We start from the raw sequence: 21,913 nt of genomic DNA on the forward strand, positions 1-21,913 counted from the left end.
CCCTGTCAAGATGACGCCGCGACGCGCCCGGCCACCGGGGTCACCGGTGGCGGCCGACCGCGTCGCGGGGTCAAATGGCGATATGGAGGACTTCATCGATACCTGGACCGGGAAGCTCGTCGAGGCGGCCGGCGGCGGCCTCGACGAGGACGCGGCGCGCGCCCTGGTCACGGAGATCTTCAACGCGGCGACCCTCCGCGAGGTGAACACCTACGAGGAGGAAATCAAGCTCCGGGAGGCCGAGCGCGAGGAGTGACCCGCCGCCGCTGGGCTCAGGGCAGCCGCACCGGCAGGCCGCCCAGCAGTCCGCCGACGACCTCCCCGGGGAGCGTGCGGAGGGACGCGCCCGAGGTCAGCGGGCCCGTGACGGCTGCCGTGCTGATGGGCTGGAAGTCGGCCACCTGGGTGCCCGCAGCGTTGCTCAGGGGGTCCGTGGAGGTGTTGGCCAGCGGGTCCAACTGGAGGTCGAGCACGGGATTGACGGCCGCCATCGTCGAGTCCACGACGGTGGGCACCAGCGGCAGGCCCGCCGCCCCCAGGTCCCGGGGCAGGATCTCCGCCGACGCGCCGCCCGCGGCGGCGAGGACGGCGCCCGTGGACAGTCCGGCGATGCCCAGTGCACGGTGAAGCTGAGTCATGACACGCACCGTAGTTGTTCGCGCGCGGGCCGTTCATCCCGCGGTCCGGCAAGTCCCCCGAACGGCGTAAGAGGGGCATCGGCGAGAATGGGCGCGTGACTCGTGCCTCCCTGGACAAGCAGCCTCATGAAGTCGCCGCGATGTTCGACGCCGTGGCGGCGCGCTACGACCTCACCAACGACGTGCTGGCCCTCGGGCAGAACCGCCGCTGGCGCCGGGAGGTGGTCCGGGCGGTGCGGCCCCGGCCGGGGGAGCGCGTGCTGGACCTGGCGGCCGGGACCGGCACCTCGGCCGAGCCGTTCGCCGCGGCGGGCGCGTTCACCGTGCCCTGCGACTTCAGCGTCGGGATGCTGACGGAGGGCAAGCGGCGCAACGCGTGGCTGCCGTTCGTGGCCGGCGACGCCACCCGACTGCCGTTCCGGGACGGGGCGTTCGACGCCGTCACCATCTCCTTCGGCCTGCGGAACGTGCAGGACACCCAGGCCGCGCTGACCGAGCTGCTGCGCGTGACCGCGCCCGGCGGGCGGCTGGTGGTCTGCGAGTTCAGCCATCCGACGTGGCGGCCGTTCCGCACGCTCTACACCGAGTACCTGATGCGCGCTCTGCCGCCCGTCGCCACCCGCGTCTCCAGCAGCCCGGACGCCTACGTCTACCTCGCCGAGTCCATCCGCGCCTGGCCCGATCAGCGCGGGCTCGCCGGCCGGCTGACGGCGGCCGGCTGGCACCGCGTCGCCTGGCGGAACCTGTCCGGCGGCATCGTGGCCCTGCACCGGGGCGTCAAACCCCGCGAAGAATAGACTTCCTCCCACCCCCAGACCTTTCTCGATGGGAGAGCCAACGTGGCCGAGACCGCTGATGTGATCGTCGTCGGGGCCGGGCCGGCCGGCTCGGCGACCGCGTTCCACCTCGCCCAGGCGGGGCTTGAGGTGGTGCTGCTGGAGAAAACGGCCTTCCCGCGCGAGAAGGTGTGCGGCGACGGGCTCACCCCCCGGGCCGTCAAACAGCTCGTCGCCATGGGAATTGACATCTCGGAGGAGGCCGGCTGGCTGCGCAACAAGGGGCTGCGGGTCATCGGCGGCGGGCAGCGGCTCCAGCTCGACTGGCCCGAGCTGGCCTCGTTCCCCGACTACGGACTGGTGCGCAAGCGCGACGACTTCGACGAGCAGCTCGCGCGCGCCGCCCAGAAGGCGGGCGCCCGGCTGTACGAGCGGTGCAACGTCGCCGGTCCGGTCCGCGACGAGCGCACCGGGCGCATCACCGGCGTCGAGGCGAAGCTGGGCGCGGAGAAGAAGGATGTCACGTTCACGGCGCCGGTCGTGGTCGCCGCCGACGGCAACTCCTCGCGGCTGTCGCTGGCGATGGGCCTGCACCGGGACGACAAGCGGCCGATGGGCGTGGCCGTGCGGACGTACTTCACCTCGCCGCGCCACGACGACGACTACCTGGAGTCCTGGTTCGAGCTGTGGGACCGGCGGGACGGCCGGGAGCGGCTGCTGCCGGGCTACGGCTGGATCTTCGGCATGGGCGACGGCACGTCGAACGTCGGGCTGGGCGTGCTCAACAGCTCGCCGTCCTTCAAGGAGCTGGACTGGCGCGAGGTGCTGCGCACGTGGTGCGCGTCGATGCCCGCCGAGTGGCAGTTCACGCCCGAGTTCATGACCGGCCCGATCCGGGGCGCGGCGCTGCCGATGGCGTTCAACCGGAAGCCGCACTACGCGCGCGGGCTGATGCTCGTGGGCGACGCGGGCGGCCTGGTGAACCCGTTCAACGGCGAGGGCATCGCGTACGCCATGGAGTCGGGGCGGATCGGGGCCGAGGTCATCAGCCAGGCGCTGGCGCGGCAGACGCCCGGGCAGCGGGAGCTGGCGCTGCGCGGCTACCCGAAGGTGCTGAAGGACACCTACGGCGGGTACTACACGCTGGGCCGGGCGTTCGTGCAGCTCATCAGCAACCCGCGGATCATGCGGCTGGCGGCCGAGCGCGGCCTGAGCCACCCGGTGCTGATGCGGTTCCTGCTGAAGCTCCTGGCGAACCTGACGGACCCGACGGGCGGTGACGCGATGGACCGCGTCATCAACGGCCTGTCGAAGGTGGCGCCGCGCGCCTGAGCGCGCGGTCGGAACGCGGCCCTCGGTGGTGTCCGTGGGCGGACGCGGTGCCTCAGAGCACGCGGATGGCGCCCGAGGGGCTGTCCCAGCCGAGGTCGCGCTCGACGACGCCGGTGGAGGAGTTCTGCGCGCCGATGAACGTGCCGTCGCCGGTGTAGATCGCCACGTGGTAGGCGCTGCCCGCGCCGCCCCAGTAGAGGATGTCACCGGGCTGGAGCGCGTCCAGGGAGACCTGGGCGCCCGCGGTGGACTGCTCGCCGGAGGTGCGGGGGAGCGAGATGCCCAGATTGGCGTAGGCGGCCTGGACGAGGCCGGAGCAGTCCCAGGCGTCGGGTCCGTTGGAGCCGAGGATGTATCCGTCGCCGAGCTGGGCGCGGACGAAATCGACGATGGCCGAGCCGGAGCCGCCCGTGCTGGGCGCCGGCGTGGCGGTGGCGGCGAGGCTCTGGGCCTCTGCCGCGGCGGCTTCTTCGGCCGCTGCTGCCTCGCGGGCGCGGCGCTCGGCCTCGGCGCGGCGCTCGGCCTCGGCCTCGGCCTCGGCCTGCGCGCGGCGTTCGGCGGCGGCCTCGCGGGCCCGCTCGGCGGCGCGGTCCTGGGCGCGCTGCCAGTTGTTCTGGGTCTCGGTCTCGCTGACGTACGCCTCGGTGGCCTCGGCGGCGAGCGTGGCGTGGCCCGCGAGCGCCGCGTCGAGCACGGGGAGCTGGCCCGTGGTCTCGGTGGGCTTCTCGGTGGCCGAGGCGGGCGTGGTCGCGCCGGTGACGGCCACGGTGCCCACGACGCCCGAGAGGACGCCGCCGCGTATCAGGCTGCTGGTGCGGGAGGGCCGAGGTTTTCGGTGCCGGCCTCGATAACGGATTGGGGACATGGAGATAACGGCTATCAGCACCCGGCGGTTGATCTCAATTAACGTGGGATGCGCCACAGTCGACGTGTACGCGACGAGTTGGCGGGGTTTTTGTCCGAAGTGCCGTTTCGTGCGGAAGTCGATCTTTCCTGGTGGTGTACCGCCGTGTCCTGCGGGTTGTCCGGAATGTCGCCCGCCGTTCGCCGGCTAGCACGCGGCGGGCGCCGCATCAATGTTGCACGCTCGTTACCGATCGGCGCCGTGGCGCACGTCACGTCCACCACTGGTCGTAGGCGAGCCGGGCGACGAGTCCGGTGACGACGACGAGCAGCACGACGCGGATGAAGCCGCTGCCGCGCCGGAGCGCCATGTGCGCGCCCGCCCAGCCGCCCGCCATGTTGAACACGGCCATGAAGGGGGCGAGTTGCCACAGGACGGTGCCGTGGGCGGTGAAGACGGCCAGCGCGCCGAGGTTTGTGCCGACGTTCACGACCTTGGCGGTGGCGGATGCGTTGAGCATGTTCATGTGCAGCAGAGCGGCGAGCGCGATGACGAGGAACGTGCCGGTGCCCGGGCCCAGGATGCCGTCGTAGAAGCCGATTCCCAGGCCGACGACGAGCAGCGCCGCGGCGGTGCGCCGGCGCGAGGGCACCCGATCGGTGTGCGCGGTCCCGAACTGCGGGCGCAGGACGACGAACGTCGCGACCGCGAGCAGCATCACCATGATCAACGGCTGGAGAACACGCTTCTCCACCGCTGATGCAAACAGTGCGCCGCCCGCCGAGGCGGTCAGCGCGAGGGCGCCGAGGCGCAGCGCGAGCCGCACGTCGACCGGGGCGCGGCGGGTGTAGGTGACGGCGGCGATCGACGTGCCGGTGACGGCGACCGCCTTGTTGGTGCCGAGGGCGTAGGTGGGGGAGAGGTCCGGCAGGCCGATGAGCAGGGCGGGGAGCAGGAGCAGCCCGCCGCCGCCGACGACCGCGTCGATCCAGCCGGCCAGGGCGGCGGCGATGCACAGGGCGATGGCCGTCGTGAGCGTTATGTCTGACACCGGTCCAGGCCCTATCACCGGGCGGTCCCGGATGCGAATTTGCTTGCCCGGCACCCGTGGTGTATTGACGAACGCCCGAAACAACCGCTGATGACCCGCTGATTCCGCACTTCGTAGTTGATCAACCACCTTGCGTGGAACGTCCCAACCTGATCATCCTTGATCAACTTCACGGGGTGGGAGAGATCACAAAGTTCATGGGTCACCCCGTGTCGAAGGTCACAGGGGCAGAGGCATAGGATGCCTTGCAGCCTTGTGAACTGACTCACATAGCGATGATCACCGTGGTAGCAGTCGCCGTCGACTGGAAGGAGCGAGGTGTTGTGAACGCGTACGTTCCTATCCTCGTGCTGGGGGCCCTCGGGGCTGCCTTTGCCGTCTTCTCCGTGGTCCTGGCCTCGATCGTGGGTCCCAAGCGCTACAACCGGGCCAAGCTGTCGGCCTATGAGTGCGGCATCGAGCCGACCCCGCAGCCGGCCGGCGGTGGGCGGTTCCCCGTCAAGTACTACCTGACGGCGATGCTGTTCATCATCTTCGACATCGAGATCGTCTTTCTCTATCCCTGGGCCGTGCAGTTCGACTCGCTGGGGATGTTCGGGCTCGTGCAGATGTTGATTTTTGTTGGCCTCATCGGCGTCGCGTACGCGTACGACTGGCGTCGAGGAGGACTCGAATGGGACTGAGAAAGGGGCGTCCCTGATGGGTCTCGAAGAGAAGCTGCCCAGCGGGTTTCTGCTCACCACCGTCGAGAACATGGCGGGGCTGGCGCGGAAGTCGTCCGTCTTCCCCGCCACGTTCGGGCTGGCCTGCTGCGCGATCGAGATGATGACCACCGGAGCCGGCCGCTACGACCTGGCGCGCTTCGGCATGGAGGTCTTCCGCGGCTCGCCGCGGCAGGCGGACCTCATGATCGTCGCCGGCCGCGTCAGCCAGAAGATGGCACCGGTGCTGCGGCAGGTCTACGACCAGATGGCCAACCCCAAGTGGGTCATCTCGATGGGTGTCTGCGCCTCCTCGGGCGGCATGTTCAACAACTACGCCATCGTGCAGGGCGTCGACCACATCGTGCCCGTCGACATCTACCTGCCCGGCTGCCCGCCGCGCCCGGAAATGCTGATGGACGCGATCCTCAAGCTGCACCAGAAGATCCGCGAGGAGAAGCTCGGCGTCAACCGCGAGCAGGCGGCCCGGGAGGCGGAGGAGGCGGCGCTCAAGGCGCTGCCGACGATCGAGATGAAGGGCCTGCTGCGATGAACCGCGCCGGACGGGACGCCGGTTCCCCCCAGACGTCGGCACGGCCGGTGCGGCGGACGAAGAGGTGCTGTGGTGAGTGAGCAGGTGAACGGGAACACAAGCACAAGCGGCGAGCCGGCCGCGCGCGGGGGCGGCGGGGAGGCCATCGCCCGGCGGCGCGGCATGTTCGGCGCCAACAACGGCGGGGACACCACCGGATACGGCGGGCTGACGCGCACCGTGCGCATGCCGGGGTCCAGCGCCCGCCCCTACGGCGGCTACTTCGACGAGGTCGCCGACGAGTTGGAGGGCGCCCTGGAGGAACAGGGCGTCGATCCCGGGACCGCCATCGAGCGGACCGTCGTGGACCGGGGCGAGCTCACCTTTCACATCGCGCGCGAGCATCTGCCGCGGGTCGCGCGGACGTTGCGGGACGACCCCGCGCTGCGGTTCGAGCTGTGCACCGGCGTCAGCGGTGTGCACAACCCGGCCGACGCCGGCCGCGAACTGCACGCCGTCTACCACCTGCGGTCGCTCACCCACGGGCGCCTCATCCGGCTGGAGGTGAGCGTGCCGGAGGCCGACCCGCACATCCCGTCCGTCGTCGACGTCTACCCGACCAACGACTGGCACGAGCGCGAGACCTACGACTTCTTCGGCCTCGTCTTCGACGGCCACCCGGCCCTGACCCGGATCATGATGCCGGACGACTGGCAGGGCTTCCCGCAGCGCAAGGACTACCCGCTCGGCGGCATCCCCGTCGAGTACAAGGGCGCCCAGATCCCGGCACCCGACCAGCGGAGGTCGTACTCCTGATGACCACACACGCGACCCGGCCCGCGGGGGCCAGGGAGACCACCGAGGGCACGGTCTACACCGTCACCGGCGGCGACTGGGACGAGGTCGCCCGGGACGTGGCCGACCGCGCCGACGACGAGAAGATCATCGTCAACATGGGGCCGCAGCACCCCTCCACCCACGGCGTGCTGCGCCTCATCCTGGAGATCGACGGGGAGACGGTCACCGAGGCCCGCGCGGGCATCGGGTACCTGCACACCGGCATCGAGAAGAACCTCGAATACCGGACCTGGACGCAGGGCACCACGTTCGTGACGCGCATGGACTACCTCACGCCGTTCTTCAACGAGGCCGCGTACTGCCTCGGCGTGGAGAAGCTCCTCGGCATCACCGACGACATCCCCGACCGGGCGTCGATCATCCGCGTGCTGCTGATGGAGATCAACCGGCTCTCCTCCCACCTGGTGGCCATCGCCACCGGCGGCATGGAGCTGGGCGCCACCACGGTCATGATCTTCGGCTTCCGCGACCGCGAACTGTGCCTGGACATCTTCGAGCTGATCACCGGCCTGCGGATGAACCACGCCTACATCCGCCCCGGCGGCCTCGCCCAGGACCTGCCGCCCGGCGCGGTGGACGCCCTGCGCGAGTTCGTCAAGAAGATGCGGAAGAACCTCGACGAGTACGACAAGCTCTGCACCGGCAACCCGGTCTTCAAGGCCCGGCTGAAGGACGTCGGCTACCTCGACCTGGCCGGCTGCCTCGCCCTGGGCGCCACCGGCCCGATCCTCCGCTCGGCCGGCCTGCCGCACGACCTGCGCAAGACCGACCCGTACTGCGGGTACGAGACGTACGACTTCGAGGTGCCGACCACCGACACCTGCGACTCCTTCGGCCGCTTCCTGCTGCGCCTGGAGGAGATGCGGCAGTCGCTGCGCATCGTCGAGCAGTGCATCGACCGGCTGGAGCCCGGCCCGGTCATGGTCGCCGACAAGAAGATCGCCTGGCCCGCCCAACTCGCCCTCGGCCCCGACGGCCTGGGGAACTCGCTGGATCACATCAAGAACATCATGGGGACCTCCATGGAGGCCCTGATCCACCACTTCAAGCTGGTCACCGAGGGCTTCCGGGTGCCGGCCGGGCAGGCGTACACCGCCGTGGAGTCGCCCAAGGGCGAACTCGGAGTGCACATCGTCAGCGACGGCGGCACCCGTCCCTACCGCGTGCACTTCCGGGACCCCTCCTTCACCAACCTCCAGTCCATGGCGGCGATGTGCGAGGGCGGCATGGTCGCCGACGTCATCGTCGCGGTGGCGTCCATCGACCCCGTGATGGGAGGCGTCGACCGGTGACCGCGAACCAACAGGACGTGCAGCTCGGCATGCCGCAGATGCCCGCGCCGGAGTACCCCGCCGACGTGCGGGCCCGGCTGGAGGCGGACGCCGCCGAGGTGATCGCGCGCTACCCCGACAGCCGCTCCGCGCTGCTGCCGCTGCTCCACCTCGTGCAGTCCGAGGAGGGCCATGTCACCCGCACCGGCATGCAGTTCTGCGCCGATGTGCTCGGGCTGACCACCGCCGAGGTGACGGCCGTGGCGACGTTCTACTCGATGTACCGGCGCCGGCCGTCCGGCGACTACCAGGTCGGCGTCTGCACCAACACCCTGTGCGCGGTGCTCGGCGGCGACGCCATCTTCGCCGCCCTGCGCGAGCACCTGGGCGTGGGCAACGGGGAGACCACCGAGGACGGCAAGGTCACCCTGGAGCACATCGAGTGCAACGCCGCCTGCGACTTCGCGCCGGTGGTGATGGTCAACTGGGAGTTCTTCGACAACCAGACCGTCGAGTCCGCCAAGCGCCTCGTCGACGACCTGCGCGCCGGACACGAGGTCACGCCGACCCGCGGCGCCCCGCTCTGCGACTTCAAGCAGACCGCCCGCATCCTGGCCGGCTTCCCCGACCCGCGCCCGGGCGCCACCGAGGCCGGCGGCAGCGCCGGGCCCGCCTCGCTGGCCGGCCTCCGGCTGGCCAAGGGCGAACGCGGCCCCGACACCATCGTCTCGCCGCGCCACCCCGACATCCCCGCGGCCAAGCCGCCCACGACGCACGCCAGTAGGCACGACGCCCCGCAGCAGAGCTCGGCCTCCGACCCGCACCACCCCGCCGGGCCGGTCACCGGGGAGGGTGAGTGATGACCAGCGCAGTGAACGAGACCAGCCCGGAGAAGCTCCTCTCACCGGTGCTCTCCGCCTTCTGGGACCAGGACAGGTCCTGGACGCTGGACGTCTACCGGGCCAACGGCGGCTACCGCGGCATGGCCAGGGCGCTGGCCATGCCCCCGGACGACGTCATCGCCTATGTGAAGGACGCCGGGCTGCGCGGGCGCGGCGGCGCCGGCTTCCCCACGGGCATGAAGTGGCAGTTCATCCCGCAGGGCGACAACAAGCCGCACTATCTCGTCGTCAACGCCGACGAGTCGGAGCCGGGCACCTGCAAGGACATCCCGCTGCTCCTGGCGAACCCGCACTCCCTCATCGAGGGCATCGTCATCGCCTGCCACGCCATCCGCTCCAACCACGCCTTCATCTACCTCCGCGGTGAGGTCGTCCCGGTGCTGCGCCGCCTGCACTCCGCGGTCGCCGAGGCGTACGCGGCCGGCTATCTCGGCAAGGGCGCCCTCGGCGCGGGCGGCGACCTGGACATCACCGTGCACGCCGGGGCGGGCGCCTACATCTGCGGTGAGGAGACCGCGCTCCTGGACTCCCTGGAGGGCCGCCGCGGCCAGCCCCGGCTCCGGCCCCCCTTCCCCGCGGTGGCCGGCCTCTACGCCTGCCCCACTGTGGTGAACAACGTCGAGTCCATCGCGTCGGTTCCCGCCATCATGGACCGTGGCAAGGAGTGGTTCCGCTCCATGGGCAGCGAGAAGTCCCCCGGCTTCACGCTCTATTCGCTGTCCGGACACGTCGCCACGCCCGGCCAGTACGAGGCGCCGCTCGGGATCACCCTGCGCGAACTGCTCCAGATGAGCGGCGGGATGCGCCCCGGCCACCGGCTGAAGTTCTGGACGCCGGGCGGCTCCTCCACGCCGATGTTCACCGAGGAGCACCTGGACGTTCCCCTCGACTACGAGGGCGTCATGGGCGCCGGCTCCATGCTCGGCACCAAGGCGCTCCAGTGCTTCGACGAGACCACCTGCGTGGTGCGCGCCGTGACCCGGTGGACCGAGTTCTACGCGCACGAGTCCTGCGGCAAGTGCACGCCCTGCCGCGAGGGCACCTACTGGCTGGTCCAGTTGCTGCGCGACATCGAGGCGGGCAAGGGACTGCTCAGCGACATCGACAAGCTCGCCGACATCGCCGACAACATCAACGGCAAGTCCTTCTGCGCCCTCGGCGACGGCGCCGCCAGCCCCATCTTCTCCTCGCTGAAGTACTTCCGCGAGGAGTACGAGCGGCACGTCACCCAGGGCGGCTGCCCGTTCGACCCGGCCAAGTCCACCGCCTGGGCGGACAACGGCATCACGGCTCACCAGGAGGTGAACGCATGACGGCCCCACAGGATGCCGGCCTGGTGACGCTGACCATCGACGGCATCGAGATCTCGGTGCCCAAGGGGACGCTGGTCATCCGCGCCGCCGAGCAGTTGGGCATCGAGATCCCGCGGTTCTGCGACCACCCGGCGCTCGACCCGGCGGGCGCCTGCCGCCAGTGCATCGTGGAGGTCGAGGGCCAGCGCAAGCCGATGGCCTCCTGCACCATCACCTGCACCGACGGCATGGTCGTCAAGACCCAGCTCTCCTCGCCCGTCGCCGAGAAGGCGCAGCGCGGCGTGATGGAGCTGCTGCTGATCAACCACCCGCTGGACTGCCCGGTCTGCGACAAGGGCGGCGAGTGCCCCCTCCAGAACCAGGCCATGTCCACCGGCGACCCGGAGACCCGGTTCGACGGCCACAAGCGGACGTTCGACAAGCCGGTGCCGATCTCCACCCAGGTGCTGCTCGACCGTGAGCGGTGCGTGCTGTGCGCCCGCTGCACCCGGTTCTCCCAGCAGATCGCCGGTGACCCCATGATCGAGCTGCTGGAACGCGGCGCGCTCCAGCAGGTCGGCACGGGCGAGGGCGACCCGTTCCAGTCGTACTTCTCCGGCAACACCATCCAGATCTGCCCGGTCGGCGCCCTCACCTCCGCCGCCTACCGGTTCCGCTCCCGCCCGTTCGACCTGGTCTCCTCGCCCAGCGTCTGCGAGCACTGTGCGGGCGGCTGCGCCACCCGCACCGACCACCGGCGCGGCAAGGTCATGCGGCGCATGGCGGCCGAGGACCCCGAGGTCAACGAGGAGTGGATCTGCGACAAGGGCCGGTTCGCGTTCCGCTACGCCCAGCGGCCCGACCGGCTCACCTCGCCGCTGGTCCGCGACGCCGAGACCGGTGAACTGACGCCCGCGAGCTGGCCGGAGGCGCTGCGCGTCGCCGCCGCCGGGCTGGCCGCGGCCAAGGGCTCCGGCGCGGCCGTGCTGACCGGCGGCCGGCTCACGGTCGAGGACTCCTACGCCTACGCCAAGTTCGCCCGGGTCGCGCTCGGCACCAACGACATCGACTTCCGGGCCCGCGTGCACAGCGCGGAGGAGGCGGCGTTCCTCGCCTCCCGGATCGCCGGCCACGGCGTCGATCTCAATGGTTCCGGCCTCACCAACCGGGCCCTGGAGGCCGCGCCCGCCGTGCTGCTGGTCGGCTTCGAGTCGGAGGAGGAGGCCCCCGGCGTCTTCCTGCGGCTGCGCAAGGCGCACCGCAAGCGGAACACCAAGATCTTCTCCGTGGCCACCCACATCACCCGGGGCCTGGCCAAGACCGGCGGCACCCTGCTGCCCGCCGCGCCCGGCACCGAGCCCGCCTGGCTGAACGCGCTGGCCGACGGCGACCGTCTGGACGAGCACGGGCGCGCCGCCGCCGCGGCGCTGCGCGAGCCCGGCGCGGTCGTCATCCTCGGCGAGCGGCTGGCCGGCGTCGCCGGCGCCTTCACCGCGGCGGTCGCCACCGCCGCGGCCACCGGCGCCGAGCTGGTGTGGATCCCGCGCCGGGCCGGCGAGCGCGGCGCCATCGAGGCGGGCGCGCTGCCCGGGCTGCTGCCCGGCGGCCGGCCCGAGTCCTCCGAGCGGGCCCGCGCCGAGGTCGCCGACGTCTGGCGGCTGGCCGCCCTGCCCGAGCGGCCGGGCCGTGACACCACCGCGATCGTCGAGGCAGCGGCCGCCGGCGAGCTGGGCGCCCTGGTGGTGGCCGGCGTCGAGGTGACCGACCTGCCCGACCCGGAGAGGGCGCGCGCCGCGCTGGACCGGGTCGCCGCGGACGGCTTCCTGCTCAGCCTGGAGATGCGGCCCTCCGAGGTCACCGCCCGCGCCCACGTGGTGCTGCCGGTGGCCGCCGCCGTCGAGAAGAGCGGCACGTTCCTCAACTGGGAGGGCCGCGCCCGGCAGTTCACCGCCGCGATCAGGCCCGACCAGATGACGCGCCGCCTGGTGCAGACCGACGCCCGCGCGCTGCACATGCTCGCCGACGCGATGGACGTACACCTCGGCCTGCCCGATCTGCCCGCCATCCGCCGCGAGTTGAACGACCTCGCCGACTGGCGCGGCGAGCTGCCGCTCGGCCCGACCGCCACGCCCGCCGACCTGCCCAGCCCCGACGAGGGCCACGCCGTGCTCGCCGGGCACCGGCTGCTGCTCGACCAGGGCGTGCTCCAGACCGGCGACGACGCGCTGGCCGGCACCCGGCACGCCGCCGTGGCCCGGCTGTCCCCCGCCACCGCCGAGGAGACCGGGGTCAAGGACGGCGACACGCTGTCCGTCACCGGGCCCGCCGGCTCGGTGGCGCTGCCGCTCGCGGTGACCGAGGAGATGCCCGACCGGGTGGTCTGGCTCCCGCTCAACTCCACCGGAAACGGCGCCCTTCAGGACCTGGGCGGCGCGCCGGGGAGCGTCGTCCGCATCTCTGCCCAGGCTGAGGAGGTGAACGCGTGATGGTGCTCGCCCAGGAGCCCGACCTGTCGATGTTCGGCGACGACCCCTTCTGGCTCATCGCGCTCAAGGCCGTCGGCTGTTTCGCGTTCCTGATGGGCACCGTGCTCATCAGCATCGTGATGGAGCGCAAGGTCCTCGGCTGGATGCAGCTCCGGATCGGGCCCAACCGGCACGGTCCCTGGGGCATGCTCCAGTCGCTGGCCGACGGCGTGAAGCTGATGCTCAAGGAGGACATCACCGTCAAGGGGGCCGACAAGGCCCTCTACATCCTGGCGCCGATGCTCGCCGCGATCCCGGCGTTCATGGCCGTCGCGGTCATCCCCTTCGGCCCGAAGGACGACCCGGTCAGCATCTTCGGCACCGAGACCGTCCTCCAGCTCACCGACCTGCCCGTCGCGCTGCTGTACGTGCTGGCCACCTCGGCCATCGCGGTGTACGGCACGGTGCTGGCGGGCTGGTCGTCCGGCTCCACCTACCCGCTGCTCGGCGGGGTGCGGGCCACCGCGCAGATCATCTCCTACGAGGTGGCGATGGGGCTGTCGTTCGCGGCGGTCTTCCTCTACTCCGGCTCGATGTCGACCTCCGCGATCGTGGACGCGCAGGACGACCGGTGGTTCATGATCCTGCTGCCGGTGTCGTTCCTCATCTACATGGTGGCGATGGTCGGCGAGGCGCACCGCCCACCGTTCGACATGCCGGAGTCCGAGGGCGACCTCGTCGGCGGGTACCTCACGGAGTACTCGTCGATCAAGTTCGCCTTCTTCATGCTGTCCGAGTACATCCACACCGTCACCGTCTCCATGCTGATGGTCACGCTCTTCCTCGGCGGCTGGCGCGCGCCCGCGCCGCTCAGCTTCTGGGAGGGTGCCAACTCCGGCTGGTGGCCGCTGCTGTGGTTCGTCGGCAAGCTCATCGCGGTGATCTTCGTCTTCTTCTGGATCCGCGCCTCGCTGCCGCGTGTGCGCTACGACCAGTTCATGGTCCTCGGCTGGAAGATCCTCATCCCGATCGCGCTGGTCTGGCTGATGCTGGTCGCCACCGTGCGGGCCATGCAGAACGAGGACTACGAGTTCGGCGACATCCTGCTGTGGGTCGCCGGCGGCGTGCTCGTGGTGCTGCTGCTCTCCTACGTCGTGGACTTCTTCCTCGACCGGGAGAACGAGCGCCGCGAGCAGGAAGAGGCCGCGCGGCCCGAGCCGGCGTTCGACCCGATGGCCGGCGGCTACCCCGTGCCGCCGCTGCCGGGGCAGACCCTGCCGCCGGTGCCGCGCCGCCCGTCCCGGGCGGAGCGCACGACGGCGTCCGTCGCCGCGGAATCCGGCGCGAGCACCGAAGGAAGCACTGAAGGAAGCACCGAGGGAAGGGAGGGCAACGATGCCTGAGTTCCGCAATCCGGTGGGCGGCTTCGGCGTGACCTTCAAGGCCATGTTCAAGAAGCGGCTCACCGAGCAGTACCCGGAGGAGAAGAAGCCGACCGCGCCTCGCTTCCACGGCCGCCATCAGCTCAACCGGCACCCGGACGGCCTGGAGAAGTGCATCGGCTGCGAGCTGTGCGCCTGGGCCTGTCCGGCGGACGCCATCTACGTGGAGGGCGCGGACAACACCGAGGAGGAGCGCTACTCCCCGGGCGAGCGCTACGGCCGCGTCTACCAGATCAACTACCTGCGCTGCATCCTGTGCGGCCTGTGCGTCGAGGCCTGCCCCACCCGGGCGCTGACCATGACGAACGAGTACGAGCTCGCCGACCGCACCCGCGCCTCCCTGATCTACACCAAGGAGGAGCTGCTGGTCGGCCTCCAGGACGGGATGGTCGACTCCCCGCACGCGATGTACCCGGGCACCGACGAGCAGTCGTACTACCGGGGCGAGGTGCGGGGCGCCGCGCCCGGCACCGTCCGGCAGCGCGTCACCGGCGAGCAACTGGCCGACGACGACGCCGTGTCGGCCGCCACCCGCCTGCACGACCCGACCGGGGGGCAGGCATGAGCACGCTCGCGTCCCTCGCGGCGGAGACCTCGACCTCCAACGGCGAGGCCGTGCAGTTCTGGCTGCTCGGCCCGCTCGCCGTGGCCGGCGGGCTCGGCACCGTGCTGATGCGCCGCGCGGTGCACTCCGCGCTGTGCCTGGCCGGCACGATGGTGATCCTGGCGCTCTTCTACCTGGCCAACGGCGCCTACTTCCTCGGCATGGTGCAGATCGTCGTCTACACCGGCGCCGTGATGATGCTCTTCCTGTTCGTGCTGATGCTCATCGGCGTCAGCGCCGCCGACTCGCTGAAGGAAACGCTGGTCGGCCAGCGCTGGCTGGCCGCGGGATGCGGACTCGGCCTGGGGATCCTGCTGATCGCGGGCATCGGCCAGGCGTCCGTCGGCTCCTTCACCGGCCTGTCCGAGGCGAACGCCGAGGGCAACGTCCAGGGCCTGGCCTCGCTGCTGTTCACCCGCTACGTGGTGGCGTTCGAGGTGACCGGCATCCTGCTGACCATCGCCGCCGTCGGCGCCACGCTGATGACGCACCGCGAGCGCATCGAGCGCATCAAGTCGCAGCGCGAGCAGGCCGAGGAGCGGGTGCGCGGCGGCACGCAGCTGCCGCCGCTGCCGGCCCCCGGCGTCTACGCCCGGCACAACGCGGTGGACCTGCCCGGCCTGCTGCCCGACGGCACGCCCGCCGAGATCAGCGTCAGCGCCACGCTGCGCGGCCGCGGCCAGGTCCGCGAGGTGCACCAGCAGGCGGTGGCCGACGTGTCGGCGCTGGAGGCGCGCACCGCGCGCTACCACGGCCAGACGTACGTGGAGCAGAAGAAGCCCGCCCTCAACGGGAACGGCGCCGCCGCCGTCAACGGCAGCCGCGGCCCGGCCGCCCACGAGGCCGAGGAGGAGCGTTAAGTGAGCCCGGAGAACTATCTCTACCTGGCCGCCCTGCTGTTCACGCTCGGCGCCTGCGGGGTGCTGCTGCGGCGGAACGCGATCGTCGTGTTCATGTGCGTCGAACTGATGCTGAACGCCTCGAACCTGGCGCTGGTCGCCTTCTCCCGCATGCACGGCAACCTCGACGGCCAGATCATGGCGTTCTTCGTGATGGTCGTGGCCGCCGCCGAGGTCGTGGTCGGGCTGGCCATCATCGTCACCGTCTACCGCGCCCGCCACTCGGCCTCGGTCGACGACGCCAGCCTGATGAAGCTGTAAGGGGACACATCCAGTGGAGTCTTTGATCGGACTGCTCGTCGGGGCGCCGCTGCTGGGCGCCGCCGTACTGCTGGTGGGCGGGCGGCGCCTGGACCGCGTGGGGCACTGGCTGGCGACCGGCCTCGCCGCCGTGTCGTTCGTCCTGGCCGCGGTGCTCTTCTTCGACCTGCTGGAGAAGGAGGGCGAGGAACGCACCCTGCACCAGCACCTGTTCAGCTGGGTGCCGGTCGCCGACTTCCGGGCGGACGTGGCGTTCCAGCTCGACCAGCTCTCGATGACCTTCGTGCTGCTGATCACGAGCGTGGGCACCCTGATCCACCTCTACTCGGTCGGCTACATGGCGCACGACGAGCGGCGGCGGCGCTTCTTCGCCTATCTCAACCTCTTCCTCGGGGCGATGCTGCTGCTCGTCCTCGCCGACAACTACCTGCTGCTGTACGTCGGCTGGGAGGGCGTGGGTCTCGCGTCGTTCCTGCTGATCGGCTTCTGGCAGCACAAGCCGAGCGCGGCGACGGCGGCGAAGAAGGCGTTCATCGTCAACCGGGTCGGCGACGTCGGCCTGTCCATCGCCATCCTGCTGATGTTCACCACGTTCGGCACGTTCGCCTTCGAGCCGGTGCTGGACAACGCCACGGGCGCGAGCGAGGCCACGCTGACCGGCATCGGGCTGATGCTGCTGCTGGCCGCCTGCGGCAAGTCCGCGCAGGTGCCGCTCCAGTCCTGGCTGGGCGACGCGATGGAGGGCCCGACCCCGGTCTCGGCCCTGATCCACGCGGCGACGATGGTGACCGCGGGCGTCTACCTGATCACCCGCTCCGGGGCGGTCTTCGACGCCGCGCCCGACGCGCAGACGGTGGTGGTCGTGGTCGGCGCGGTCACGCTGCTGTTCGGTGCGATCGTCGGTTGCGCGAAGGACGACATCAAGAAGGCGCTGGCCGGTTCGACAATGTCGCAGATCGGCTACATGATGCTGGCCGCCGGGCTCGGCCCGCTCGGCTATGTCTTCGCGATCATGCACCTGGTCACCCACGGCTTCTTCAAGGCGGGGCTCTTCCTCGGCGCCGGCTCGGTGATGCACGCCATGAACGACGAGGTGGATATGCGGCGTTACGGCGGCCTGCGCAAGCACATGCCGGTCACGTTCGCCACGTTCGGCCTGGCGTATCTGGCCATCATCGGCTTCCCGTACCTGTCCGGCTTCTTCTCCAAGGACGAGATCATCTACGCCGGGTTCAGCAAGGGCGGCACCGAGGGCTGGATCCTCGGCGGCGTGATGCTGCTGGGCGCGGCGCTCACCGCGTACTACATGACCCGGATCATGCTGCTCACGTTCTTCGGCGAGAAGCGCTGGCAGCCGGACGCGCACGGGCACGAGCCGCACCCGCACGAGTCGCCGGCCACCATGACGATCCCCATGATCGTGCTGGCCTTCGGCTCGGTCGGCGCGGGCTTCGTGTTCGACGCGGGCGAGTCGTTCGTGCACTGGCTGGAGCCGGTCACCGGGGTGGCGCACGGCGATTCGCCGGTGGGCCACGGCACGGTGGGGCTGGCCGCGACCGCGGTCATGCTGATCGGCGTCGCCGGGGCCTGGTGGCAGTACGGCCGCCGCCCGGTGCCGGTGGTGGCGCCGGCCGGCCGGTTCGTCACCCGGGCCGCGCGGCGGGATCTGCTCCAGGACGACTTCAACCACGCCGCGTTCGTGCGGCCGGGGAACTACCTCACCCGCGGCCTGGTCTACCTCGACCACAAGCTGGTGGACGGCGTGGTCAACGGCACGGCCGCCGCGTTCGGCGGGCTGTCGGGGCGGCTGCGGCGGGTCCAGAACGGGTTCGCCCGGTCCTACGCGGTCTCCATGTTCGGCGGTGCGGCTCTGCTCGTCGCCGCGACGCTGCTCATGAGGGCGGTCTGAGAGGTCTGATATGTCATTTCCCTTGCTGACGGCCACGGCCCTCACCCCCGCCATCGGCGCCGTGGTCACGGCCGCGGTGCCGGCCGAGCGGCGCACCGCCGCCAAGTGGCTGGCGCTGCTGTTCTCGGTCGCCACGGCCGCGTTCGCGGCCGCGGTGCTGCTGCGGTTCGACACCGGCGACGGCGCCGACCGCTATCAGCTCACCGAATCCCGGTCCTGGATCGAGGACTTCGGGGTGCGCTACGAGCTGGGCGTGGACGGCATCGGCGTGGCGATGATCGCGCTGACGGCGGTGCTGATCCCGTTCCTCATCGGCGCCGGCTGGAACGACGCCGATCCCCGGGAGGAGGAGGCGCCCGCCAGCCGCCGGTGGCGGCCCACCCAGGGCTTCTTCGCGCTGATCCTCGCGGTCGAGGCGATGGTCATCATGTCCTTCGCCGCGACCGACATCTTCCTCTTCTACATCTTCTTCGAAGCCATGCTGATCCCGCTGTACTTCCTCATCGGCGGCTTCGGGGACCGGGCGGGCGGCCAGGACGAGGAGGGGCAGGCGCGGCAGCGTTCCTACGCGGCCGTCAAGTTCCTCCTCTACAACCTGGCCGGCGGCCTCATCATGCTGGCCGCCGTCATCGGCCTGTACGTGGCCACCGCCGACCAGCTCGACGCCGGAACGTTCTCGCTCCAGGCGATCCTCCAGGCCCGCGCCTCGGGCGAGCTGGACCTGGCGACCTCCACCGAACGCTGGCTGTTCCTCGGCTTCTTCGTCGCCTTCGCCATCAAGGCGCCGCTGTGGCCGGTGCACACCTGGCTGCCCAACGCGATGGGCGAGTCGACCGCGCCGGTGGCCGTGCTGATCACGGCGGTCGTGGACAAGGTCGGCACGTTCGCGATGCTCCGCTTCTGCCTCGGGCTCTTCCCGGAGGCCAGCGACTGGGCCACGCCGGTGGTGATCACCCTGGCGCTGATCAGCATCATCTACGGGGCGCTGCTGGCGCTGGGCCAGCGGGACATGAAGCGGCTGATCGCCTACGCGTCCATCAGCCACTTCGGGTTCATCGTGCTGGGCGTCTTCGCGATGACCAGCCAGGGCCAGGGCGGCGCGACGCTCTACATGATCAACCACGGCATCGCCACCGCCGCGCTGATGCTGGTCGCCGGCTTCCTGATCTCCCGGCGCGGGTCGCGGCTCATCGCCGACTACGGCGGCGTGCAGAAGACGGCGCCGGTGCTGGCCGGCACGTTCCTCATCGGCGGGCTGGCGACGCTGTCGCTGCCCGGCACCGGCCCGTTCATCAGCGAATTCCTGGTGCTGGTCGGCACGTTCAGCCGCTACCAGGCGGCCGGCGTCATCGCCTGCACCGGAATAGTGCTGGCGGCGCTGTACGTGCTGGTGCTCTACCAGCGGACCATGACCGGGCCGGTGAAGGCGGGCCTGGAGAAGCTGCCGGACCTGCGGGTGCGGGAGCTGGCCGTGGTCGGGCCGCTGATCGGGCTGCTGATCTTCCTCGGCGTCTACCCGCAGCCGCTCACCGACATCGTCAACCCGGCGATCGAGCACACGCTGTCCGACGTCGACCAGACCGATCCCGAACCGCACATTCCTGAAGTGGAGGCCGCCGAATGAACCCGGGGGATCTCGAAGCTCCGGACATCGAGTGGGCCGCGCTCTCGCCGAGCCTGATCGTGTTCGGCGCCGCCGTCATCGGCGTGCTCATCGAGGCGTTCCTGCCGCGCCGTTCGCGCTACACGGCCGAGGTGATCCTCGGCATCGCCGCGCTGGCGGGCGCGTTCGCCGCCGTGGTGGCGCTCGCGGCCGGCGGGCGCGCCACCTCGGAGGCGCAGATCGCGGGCATGGGCTCGCTGGCCGTGGACGGGCCCGCGCTGTTCCTCCAGGGCGTCATCCTGCTGGTCGGCCTGGTGTCGGTGTTCCTCTTCGCCGAGCGCCGGCTCGAACCGGCCGCGCACGGCAGGCCGGTGGACTCCTTCGCCGCGCAGCCGGCGGCGGTGCCGGGCGGCGCGGCCGAGCAGGAGGCGGTGAAGGCCGGCCACACCACGACCGAGATCTTCCCGCTGCTGCTGTTCGCGATCGGCGGCATGCTGCTGTTCCCGATGGCCAACGACCTGCTGGTGCTGTTCATCGCGCTGGAGGTGCTGTCGCTGCCGCTGTACCTGCTGTGCGCGCTGGCCCGTCGGCGGCGGCTGCTCTCGCAGGAGGCGGCCATCAAGTACTTCCTGCTGGGCGCGTTCGCCTCGGCCTTCCTGCTCTTCGGCGTGGCCATGTTGTACGGGTACGCGGGCACCGTCACCTACGGCGGCATCGCGGACGTCGTCAGCGGCGATCCGGGCACGATCGAGCCGGGGCTCGCCTCCACCATGGGCAACGACGCGCTGCTGCTGATCGGCGGGGCGATGGTGCTGATGGGGCTGCTGTTCAAGGTGGGTGCGGTGCCGTTCCACATGTGGACCCCGGACGTCTACCAGGGCGCGCCGACCCCGGTGACCGGCTTCATGGCCGCCGCCACCAAGGTGGCCGCGTTCGGCGCGATGCTGCGGCTGCTGTACGTGGTGCTGCCGGGGCTGCGCTGGGACTGGGAGCCGGTGCTGTGGGGCGTGGCCATCGCCTCGATGGTGGCGGGCGCGGTCATCGCCATCACCCAGACCGATGTGAAGCGGCTGCTGGCGTACTCGTCGATCGCGCACGCCGGGTTCATCCTGTCCGGTGTGGTCGCGATCAGCGAGGACGGCGTGTCGTCCGTGCTGTTCTACCTGGCGGCGTACTCGTTCGTGACGCTGGGCGCGTTCGCCGTGGTGACGCTGGTGCGGGACGCCGGTGGCGAGGCGACGCACCTGTCCAAGTGGGCGGGGCTCGGGCGCCGTTCGCCGCTGCTGGCGGCGGTCTTCGCGCTGTTCCTGCTGGCCTTCGCGGGGATTCCGCTGACGTCCGGCTTCGCCGGGAAGTTCGCGGTGTTCCGGGCGGCGGCCGACGCCGGGGCGATGGGCCTGGTGATCGTGGGTGTGCTGGCCTCGGCGATCGCCGCGTTCTTCTACATCCGGGTCATCGTGCTGATGTTCTTCAGCGAGCCCAAGGCGGACGGGCCCTCGGTGGTCATTCCCAGCCCGCTGACGATGTCGGTGGTCGGCCTCGCGGCGGCGGTGACGGTGGTGCTGGGCGTGGCGCCGCAGTACTTCCTGGATCTGGCGAGCGACGCCGGGGTGTTCGTGCGCTGACCCCGAGCCGCCCTCCGGAACGAACCGAAGGCCCGGACGCCCCCGTGGCGTCCGGGCCTTGCGGTGTGCCTCCTCGACGGCCCCTCGACGGGCCTCAGTAGCCGAGGTCCTCCAGCTCCTGCTGCAGGTCCTCCAGCTCGCTCATGTCCGGCGTCTCCAGCCCTTCGAGGCTGCCCATGTCTCCGAGGTCCCCGAGGTCACCGGCGAGCGACTCGAACGTCTCGGTGGTGCCGGACGCCCAGGCGACGGTCAGCGTGGTGCCGTCCAGGGTGAGCGCGGCCTCCGTGTCCGGGAACAGCGCGCTGCCGAGCTGCAGGCACTCCACCGTGAGGGTGCCGTCGCTCACCGAGCCGGTGCAGAGGTCGCCCTCCTCCTCGATGTTCTCCATGTACTGGGCCTCACCGGCGGTGATGGTCAGCGTGCTGTCGTCGCCGCCGGCCGTCTCCGTCCAGAAGCCTTCCAGCTCCTCGTTGGTGGGTGCCGCGCCGCCACCGCTGCCGCCCTCGTCCGCCGGCGCTTCCTCGCCGCCGGTCTCGCCGCTCGCCGCGCCGCCCTCCTGGGCGTTCTCCTCCCCCGAGCCCCCGCCGAACGGGCTGCCACCCTCCTCGTCGTCGCTGCCGCACCCGGTCAGCAGGAAGGTGGCGGCCGCGATCGCCGGCACGGCCAACCGTATAGACCTACGCATGGGATCCCCTCGTACGTTGAACGTGTCCGGGCAGATTATCTTGGCGCCCAGGGGGGTAGGTCGAAGTGTTACGGCAGTGTGGCATTCGCGGCGGGACTGAGACCTGGACGCCCCGCGCGGTCGGCGGCTCCATTCGCCGAGGTGACGGCTGTCCGGCCCGCGTTGACGCCTCGTCGGCCCCGTACCGGAACGCAAGGCTCCTTCACATCATTGCTCCAGGAAA

The 21,913-nt window shown here is 70.9% G+C and carries 21 protein-coding genes; 17 read left to right on the forward strand and 4 right to left on the reverse strand.

Annotation, left to right across the window (positions count from 1 at the left end):
• The first annotated feature begins 82 nt into the window (after positions 1 to 82).
• Positions 83 to 256, forward strand: a complete 174-nt coding sequence (locus RM590_RS29520; RefSeq protein ID WP_311707811.1) for a hypothetical protein — start codon at positions 83 to 85, stop codon at positions 254 to 256.
• Between the two features lie 16 nt (positions 257 to 272).
• Here RM590_RS29520 and RM590_RS29525 read toward each other — a convergent pair whose 3' ends face one another.
• Positions 273 to 638: a hypothetical protein gene (locus RM590_RS29525; RefSeq protein WP_311707812.1), complete on the reverse strand. Its 366-nt coding sequence runs from the start codon at positions 636 to 638 to the stop codon at positions 273 to 275.
• Positions 639 to 733: 95 nt separating this feature from the next.
• Here RM590_RS29525 and RM590_RS29530 point away from each other — a divergent pair, with 95 nt between their 5' ends.
• Both RM590_RS29530 and RM590_RS29535 read left to right on the forward strand, forming a co-directional pair.
• Positions 734 to 1,435 carry a demethylmenaquinone methyltransferase gene (locus RM590_RS29530; RefSeq protein WP_311707813.1) on the forward strand — a complete coding sequence of 234 codons (702 nt, stop codon included), beginning with the start codon at positions 734 to 736 and terminating at the stop codon, positions 1,433 to 1,435.
• Between the two features lie 42 nt (positions 1,436 to 1,477).
• Positions 1,478 to 2,746: a geranylgeranyl reductase family protein gene (locus RM590_RS29535; RefSeq protein ID WP_311707814.1), complete on the forward strand. Its 1,269-nt coding sequence runs from the start codon at positions 1,478 to 1,480 to the stop codon at positions 2,744 to 2,746.
• A 52-nt stretch (positions 2,747 to 2,798) separates the two neighbouring features.
• Here the strand turns inward: RM590_RS29535 and RM590_RS29540 are convergent, their stop codons facing one another.
• Both RM590_RS29540 and RM590_RS29545 read right to left on the reverse strand, forming a co-directional pair.
• A complete protein-coding gene (locus tag RM590_RS29540; RefSeq protein WP_311707815.1) occupies positions 2,799 to 3,611 on the reverse strand; it encodes a C40 family peptidase in 813 nt (270 codons plus the stop codon).
• 250 nt (positions 3,612 to 3,861) lie between these two features.
• The gene (locus tag RM590_RS29545; RefSeq protein WP_311707816.1) at positions 3,862 to 4,641 is read right to left on the reverse strand and encodes a sulfite exporter TauE/SafE family protein; all 780 of its coding nucleotides are present in this window, start codon (positions 4,639 to 4,641) and stop codon (positions 3,862 to 3,864) included.
• Between the two features lie 323 nt (positions 4,642 to 4,964).
• Here RM590_RS29545 and RM590_RS29550 point away from each other — a divergent pair, with 323 nt between their 5' ends.
• From RM590_RS29550 to nuoN, 14 genes are all read left to right on the forward strand, one after another.
• Positions 4,965 to 5,324, forward strand: coding sequence for an NADH-quinone oxidoreductase subunit A (locus RM590_RS29550; RefSeq protein WP_311707898.1), 360 nt, complete (start codon positions 4,965 to 4,967; stop codon positions 5,322 to 5,324).
• 16 nt (positions 5,325 to 5,340) lie between these two features.
• Positions 5,341 to 5,895: a NuoB/complex I 20 kDa subunit family protein gene (locus RM590_RS29555; protein ID WP_311707817.1), complete on the forward strand. Its 555-nt coding sequence runs from the start codon at positions 5,341 to 5,343 to the stop codon at positions 5,893 to 5,895.
• A gap of 69 nt (positions 5,896 to 5,964) precedes the next feature.
• The gene (locus RM590_RS29560) at positions 5,965 to 6,690 is read left to right on the forward strand and encodes an NADH-quinone oxidoreductase subunit C (protein WP_394814002.1); all 726 of its coding nucleotides are present in this window, start codon (positions 5,965 to 5,967) and stop codon (positions 6,688 to 6,690) included.
• A complete protein-coding gene (locus tag RM590_RS29565; protein WP_311707819.1) occupies positions 6,690 to 8,024 on the forward strand; it encodes an NADH-quinone oxidoreductase subunit D in 1,335 nt (444 codons plus the stop codon). The genes RM590_RS29560 and RM590_RS29565 overlap by 1 nt, the downstream gene beginning before the upstream one ends.
• A 29-nt stretch (positions 8,025 to 8,053) precedes the next feature.
• Positions 8,054 to 8,863 (forward strand): NADH-quinone oxidoreductase subunit NuoE, encoded by an 810-nt coding sequence (nuoE, locus tag RM590_RS29570; protein ID WP_311707899.1) that lies wholly within the window; start codon positions 8,054 to 8,056, stop codon positions 8,861 to 8,863.
• The gene (gene nuoF / locus RM590_RS29575) at positions 8,863 to 10,218 is read left to right on the forward strand and encodes an NADH-quinone oxidoreductase subunit NuoF (protein ID WP_311707820.1); all 1,356 of its coding nucleotides are present in this window, start codon (positions 8,863 to 8,865) and stop codon (positions 10,216 to 10,218) included. The genes nuoE and nuoF overlap by 1 nt, the downstream gene beginning before the upstream one ends.
• A complete protein-coding gene (locus RM590_RS29580; RefSeq protein WP_311707821.1) occupies positions 10,215 to 12,683 on the forward strand; it encodes an NADH-quinone oxidoreductase subunit G in 2,469 nt (822 codons plus the stop codon). The genes nuoF and RM590_RS29580 overlap by 4 nt, the downstream gene beginning before the upstream one ends.
• Positions 12,683 to 14,065: an NADH-quinone oxidoreductase subunit NuoH gene (gene nuoH, locus RM590_RS29585; protein ID WP_311707900.1), complete on the forward strand. Its 1,383-nt coding sequence runs from the start codon at positions 12,683 to 12,685 to the stop codon at positions 14,063 to 14,065. Before RM590_RS29580 ends, nuoH begins: the two co-directional genes overlap by 1 nt.
• A complete protein-coding gene (gene nuoI, locus RM590_RS29590) occupies positions 14,058 to 14,669 on the forward strand; it encodes an NADH-quinone oxidoreductase subunit NuoI (RefSeq protein ID WP_311707822.1) in 612 nt (203 codons plus the stop codon). The genes nuoH and nuoI overlap by 8 nt, the downstream gene beginning before the upstream one ends.
• Positions 14,666 to 15,568, forward strand: coding sequence for an NADH-quinone oxidoreductase subunit J (locus tag RM590_RS29595; protein WP_311707823.1), 903 nt, complete (start codon positions 14,666 to 14,668; stop codon positions 15,566 to 15,568). Before nuoI ends, RM590_RS29595 begins: the two co-directional genes overlap by 4 nt.
• On the forward strand, positions 15,569 to 15,868 hold the full coding sequence (nuoK, locus tag RM590_RS29600; protein WP_311707824.1) for an NADH-quinone oxidoreductase subunit NuoK: 300 nt from the start codon (positions 15,569 to 15,571) through the stop codon (positions 15,866 to 15,868).
• Positions 15,869 to 15,881: 13 nt separating this feature from the next.
• Positions 15,882 to 17,777, forward strand: a complete 1,896-nt coding sequence (gene nuoL / locus RM590_RS29605; protein WP_311707825.1) for an NADH-quinone oxidoreductase subunit L — start codon at positions 15,882 to 15,884, stop codon at positions 17,775 to 17,777.
• A 10-nt stretch (positions 17,778 to 17,787) separates the two neighbouring features.
• Positions 17,788 to 19,401 (forward strand): NADH-quinone oxidoreductase subunit M, encoded by a 1,614-nt coding sequence (locus RM590_RS29610; RefSeq protein ID WP_311707826.1) that lies wholly within the window; start codon positions 17,788 to 17,790, stop codon positions 19,399 to 19,401.
• Positions 19,398 to 21,005: an NADH-quinone oxidoreductase subunit NuoN gene (nuoN, locus tag RM590_RS29615; RefSeq protein ID WP_311707827.1), complete on the forward strand. Its 1,608-nt coding sequence runs from the start codon at positions 19,398 to 19,400 to the stop codon at positions 21,003 to 21,005. The genes RM590_RS29610 and nuoN overlap by 4 nt, the downstream gene beginning before the upstream one ends.
• Before the next feature lie 94 nt (positions 21,006 to 21,099).
• Here nuoN and RM590_RS29620 read toward each other — a convergent pair whose 3' ends face one another.
• Entirely contained in the window at positions 21,100 to 21,690 is a 591-nt protein-coding gene (locus RM590_RS29620) for a hypothetical protein (RefSeq protein ID WP_311707828.1), read from the reverse strand.
• Positions 21,691 to 21,913: the final 223 nt, after the last annotated feature.

Source organism: Streptomyces litchfieldiae, assembly GCF_031845365.1.
Classification (GTDB): domain Bacteria; phylum Actinomycetota; class Actinomycetes; order Streptomycetales; family Streptomycetaceae; genus Streptomyces; species Streptomyces litchfieldiae.

Excerpts from the sequence above, each read along its gene's own strand:
- nuoN (WP_311707827.1), top strand. The coding sequence starts at position 19,398 with ATGAACCCGGGGGATCTCGAAGCTCCGGACATCGAGTGGGCCGCGCTC.
- nuoI (WP_311707822.1), top strand. The coding sequence starts at position 14,058 with ATGCCTGAGTTCCGCAATCCGGTGGGCGGCTTCGGCGTGACCTTCAAG.
- RM590_RS29620 (WP_311707828.1), bottom strand. The coding sequence starts at position 21,690 with ATGCGTAGGTCTATACGGTTGGCCGTGCCGGCGATCGCGGCCGCCACC.
- RM590_RS29595 (WP_311707823.1), top strand. The coding sequence starts at position 14,666 with ATGAGCACGCTCGCGTCCCTCGCGGCGGAGACCTCGACCTCCAACGGC.
- RM590_RS29610 (WP_311707826.1), top strand. The coding sequence starts at position 17,788 with ATGTCATTTCCCTTGCTGACGGCCACGGCCCTCACCCCCGCCATCGGC.
- RM590_RS29555 (WP_311707817.1), top strand. The coding sequence starts at position 5,341 with ATGGGTCTCGAAGAGAAGCTGCCCAGCGGGTTTCTGCTCACCACCGTC.
- nuoE (WP_311707899.1), top strand. The coding sequence starts at position 8,054 with ATGCCGCAGATGCCCGCGCCGGAGTACCCCGCCGACGTGCGGGCCCGG.
- nuoH (WP_311707900.1), top strand. The coding sequence starts at position 12,683 with ATGGTGCTCGCCCAGGAGCCCGACCTGTCGATGTTCGGCGACGACCCC.
- RM590_RS29580 (WP_311707821.1), top strand. The coding sequence starts at position 10,215 with ATGACGGCCCCACAGGATGCCGGCCTGGTGACGCTGACCATCGACGGC.
- RM590_RS29565 (WP_311707819.1), top strand. The coding sequence starts at position 6,690 with ATGACCACACACGCGACCCGGCCCGCGGGGGCCAGGGAGACCACCGAG.
- RM590_RS29540 (WP_311707815.1), bottom strand. The coding sequence starts at position 3,611 with ATGTCCCCAATCCGTTATCGAGGCCGGCACCGAAAACCTCGGCCCTCC.
- nuoF (WP_311707820.1), top strand. The coding sequence starts at position 8,863 with ATGACCAGCGCAGTGAACGAGACCAGCCCGGAGAAGCTCCTCTCACCG.
- RM590_RS29525 (WP_311707812.1), bottom strand. The coding sequence starts at position 638 with ATGACTCAGCTTCACCGTGCACTGGGCATCGCCGGACTGTCCACGGGC.
- RM590_RS29520 (WP_311707811.1), top strand. The coding sequence starts at position 83 with ATGGAGGACTTCATCGATACCTGGACCGGGAAGCTCGTCGAGGCGGCC.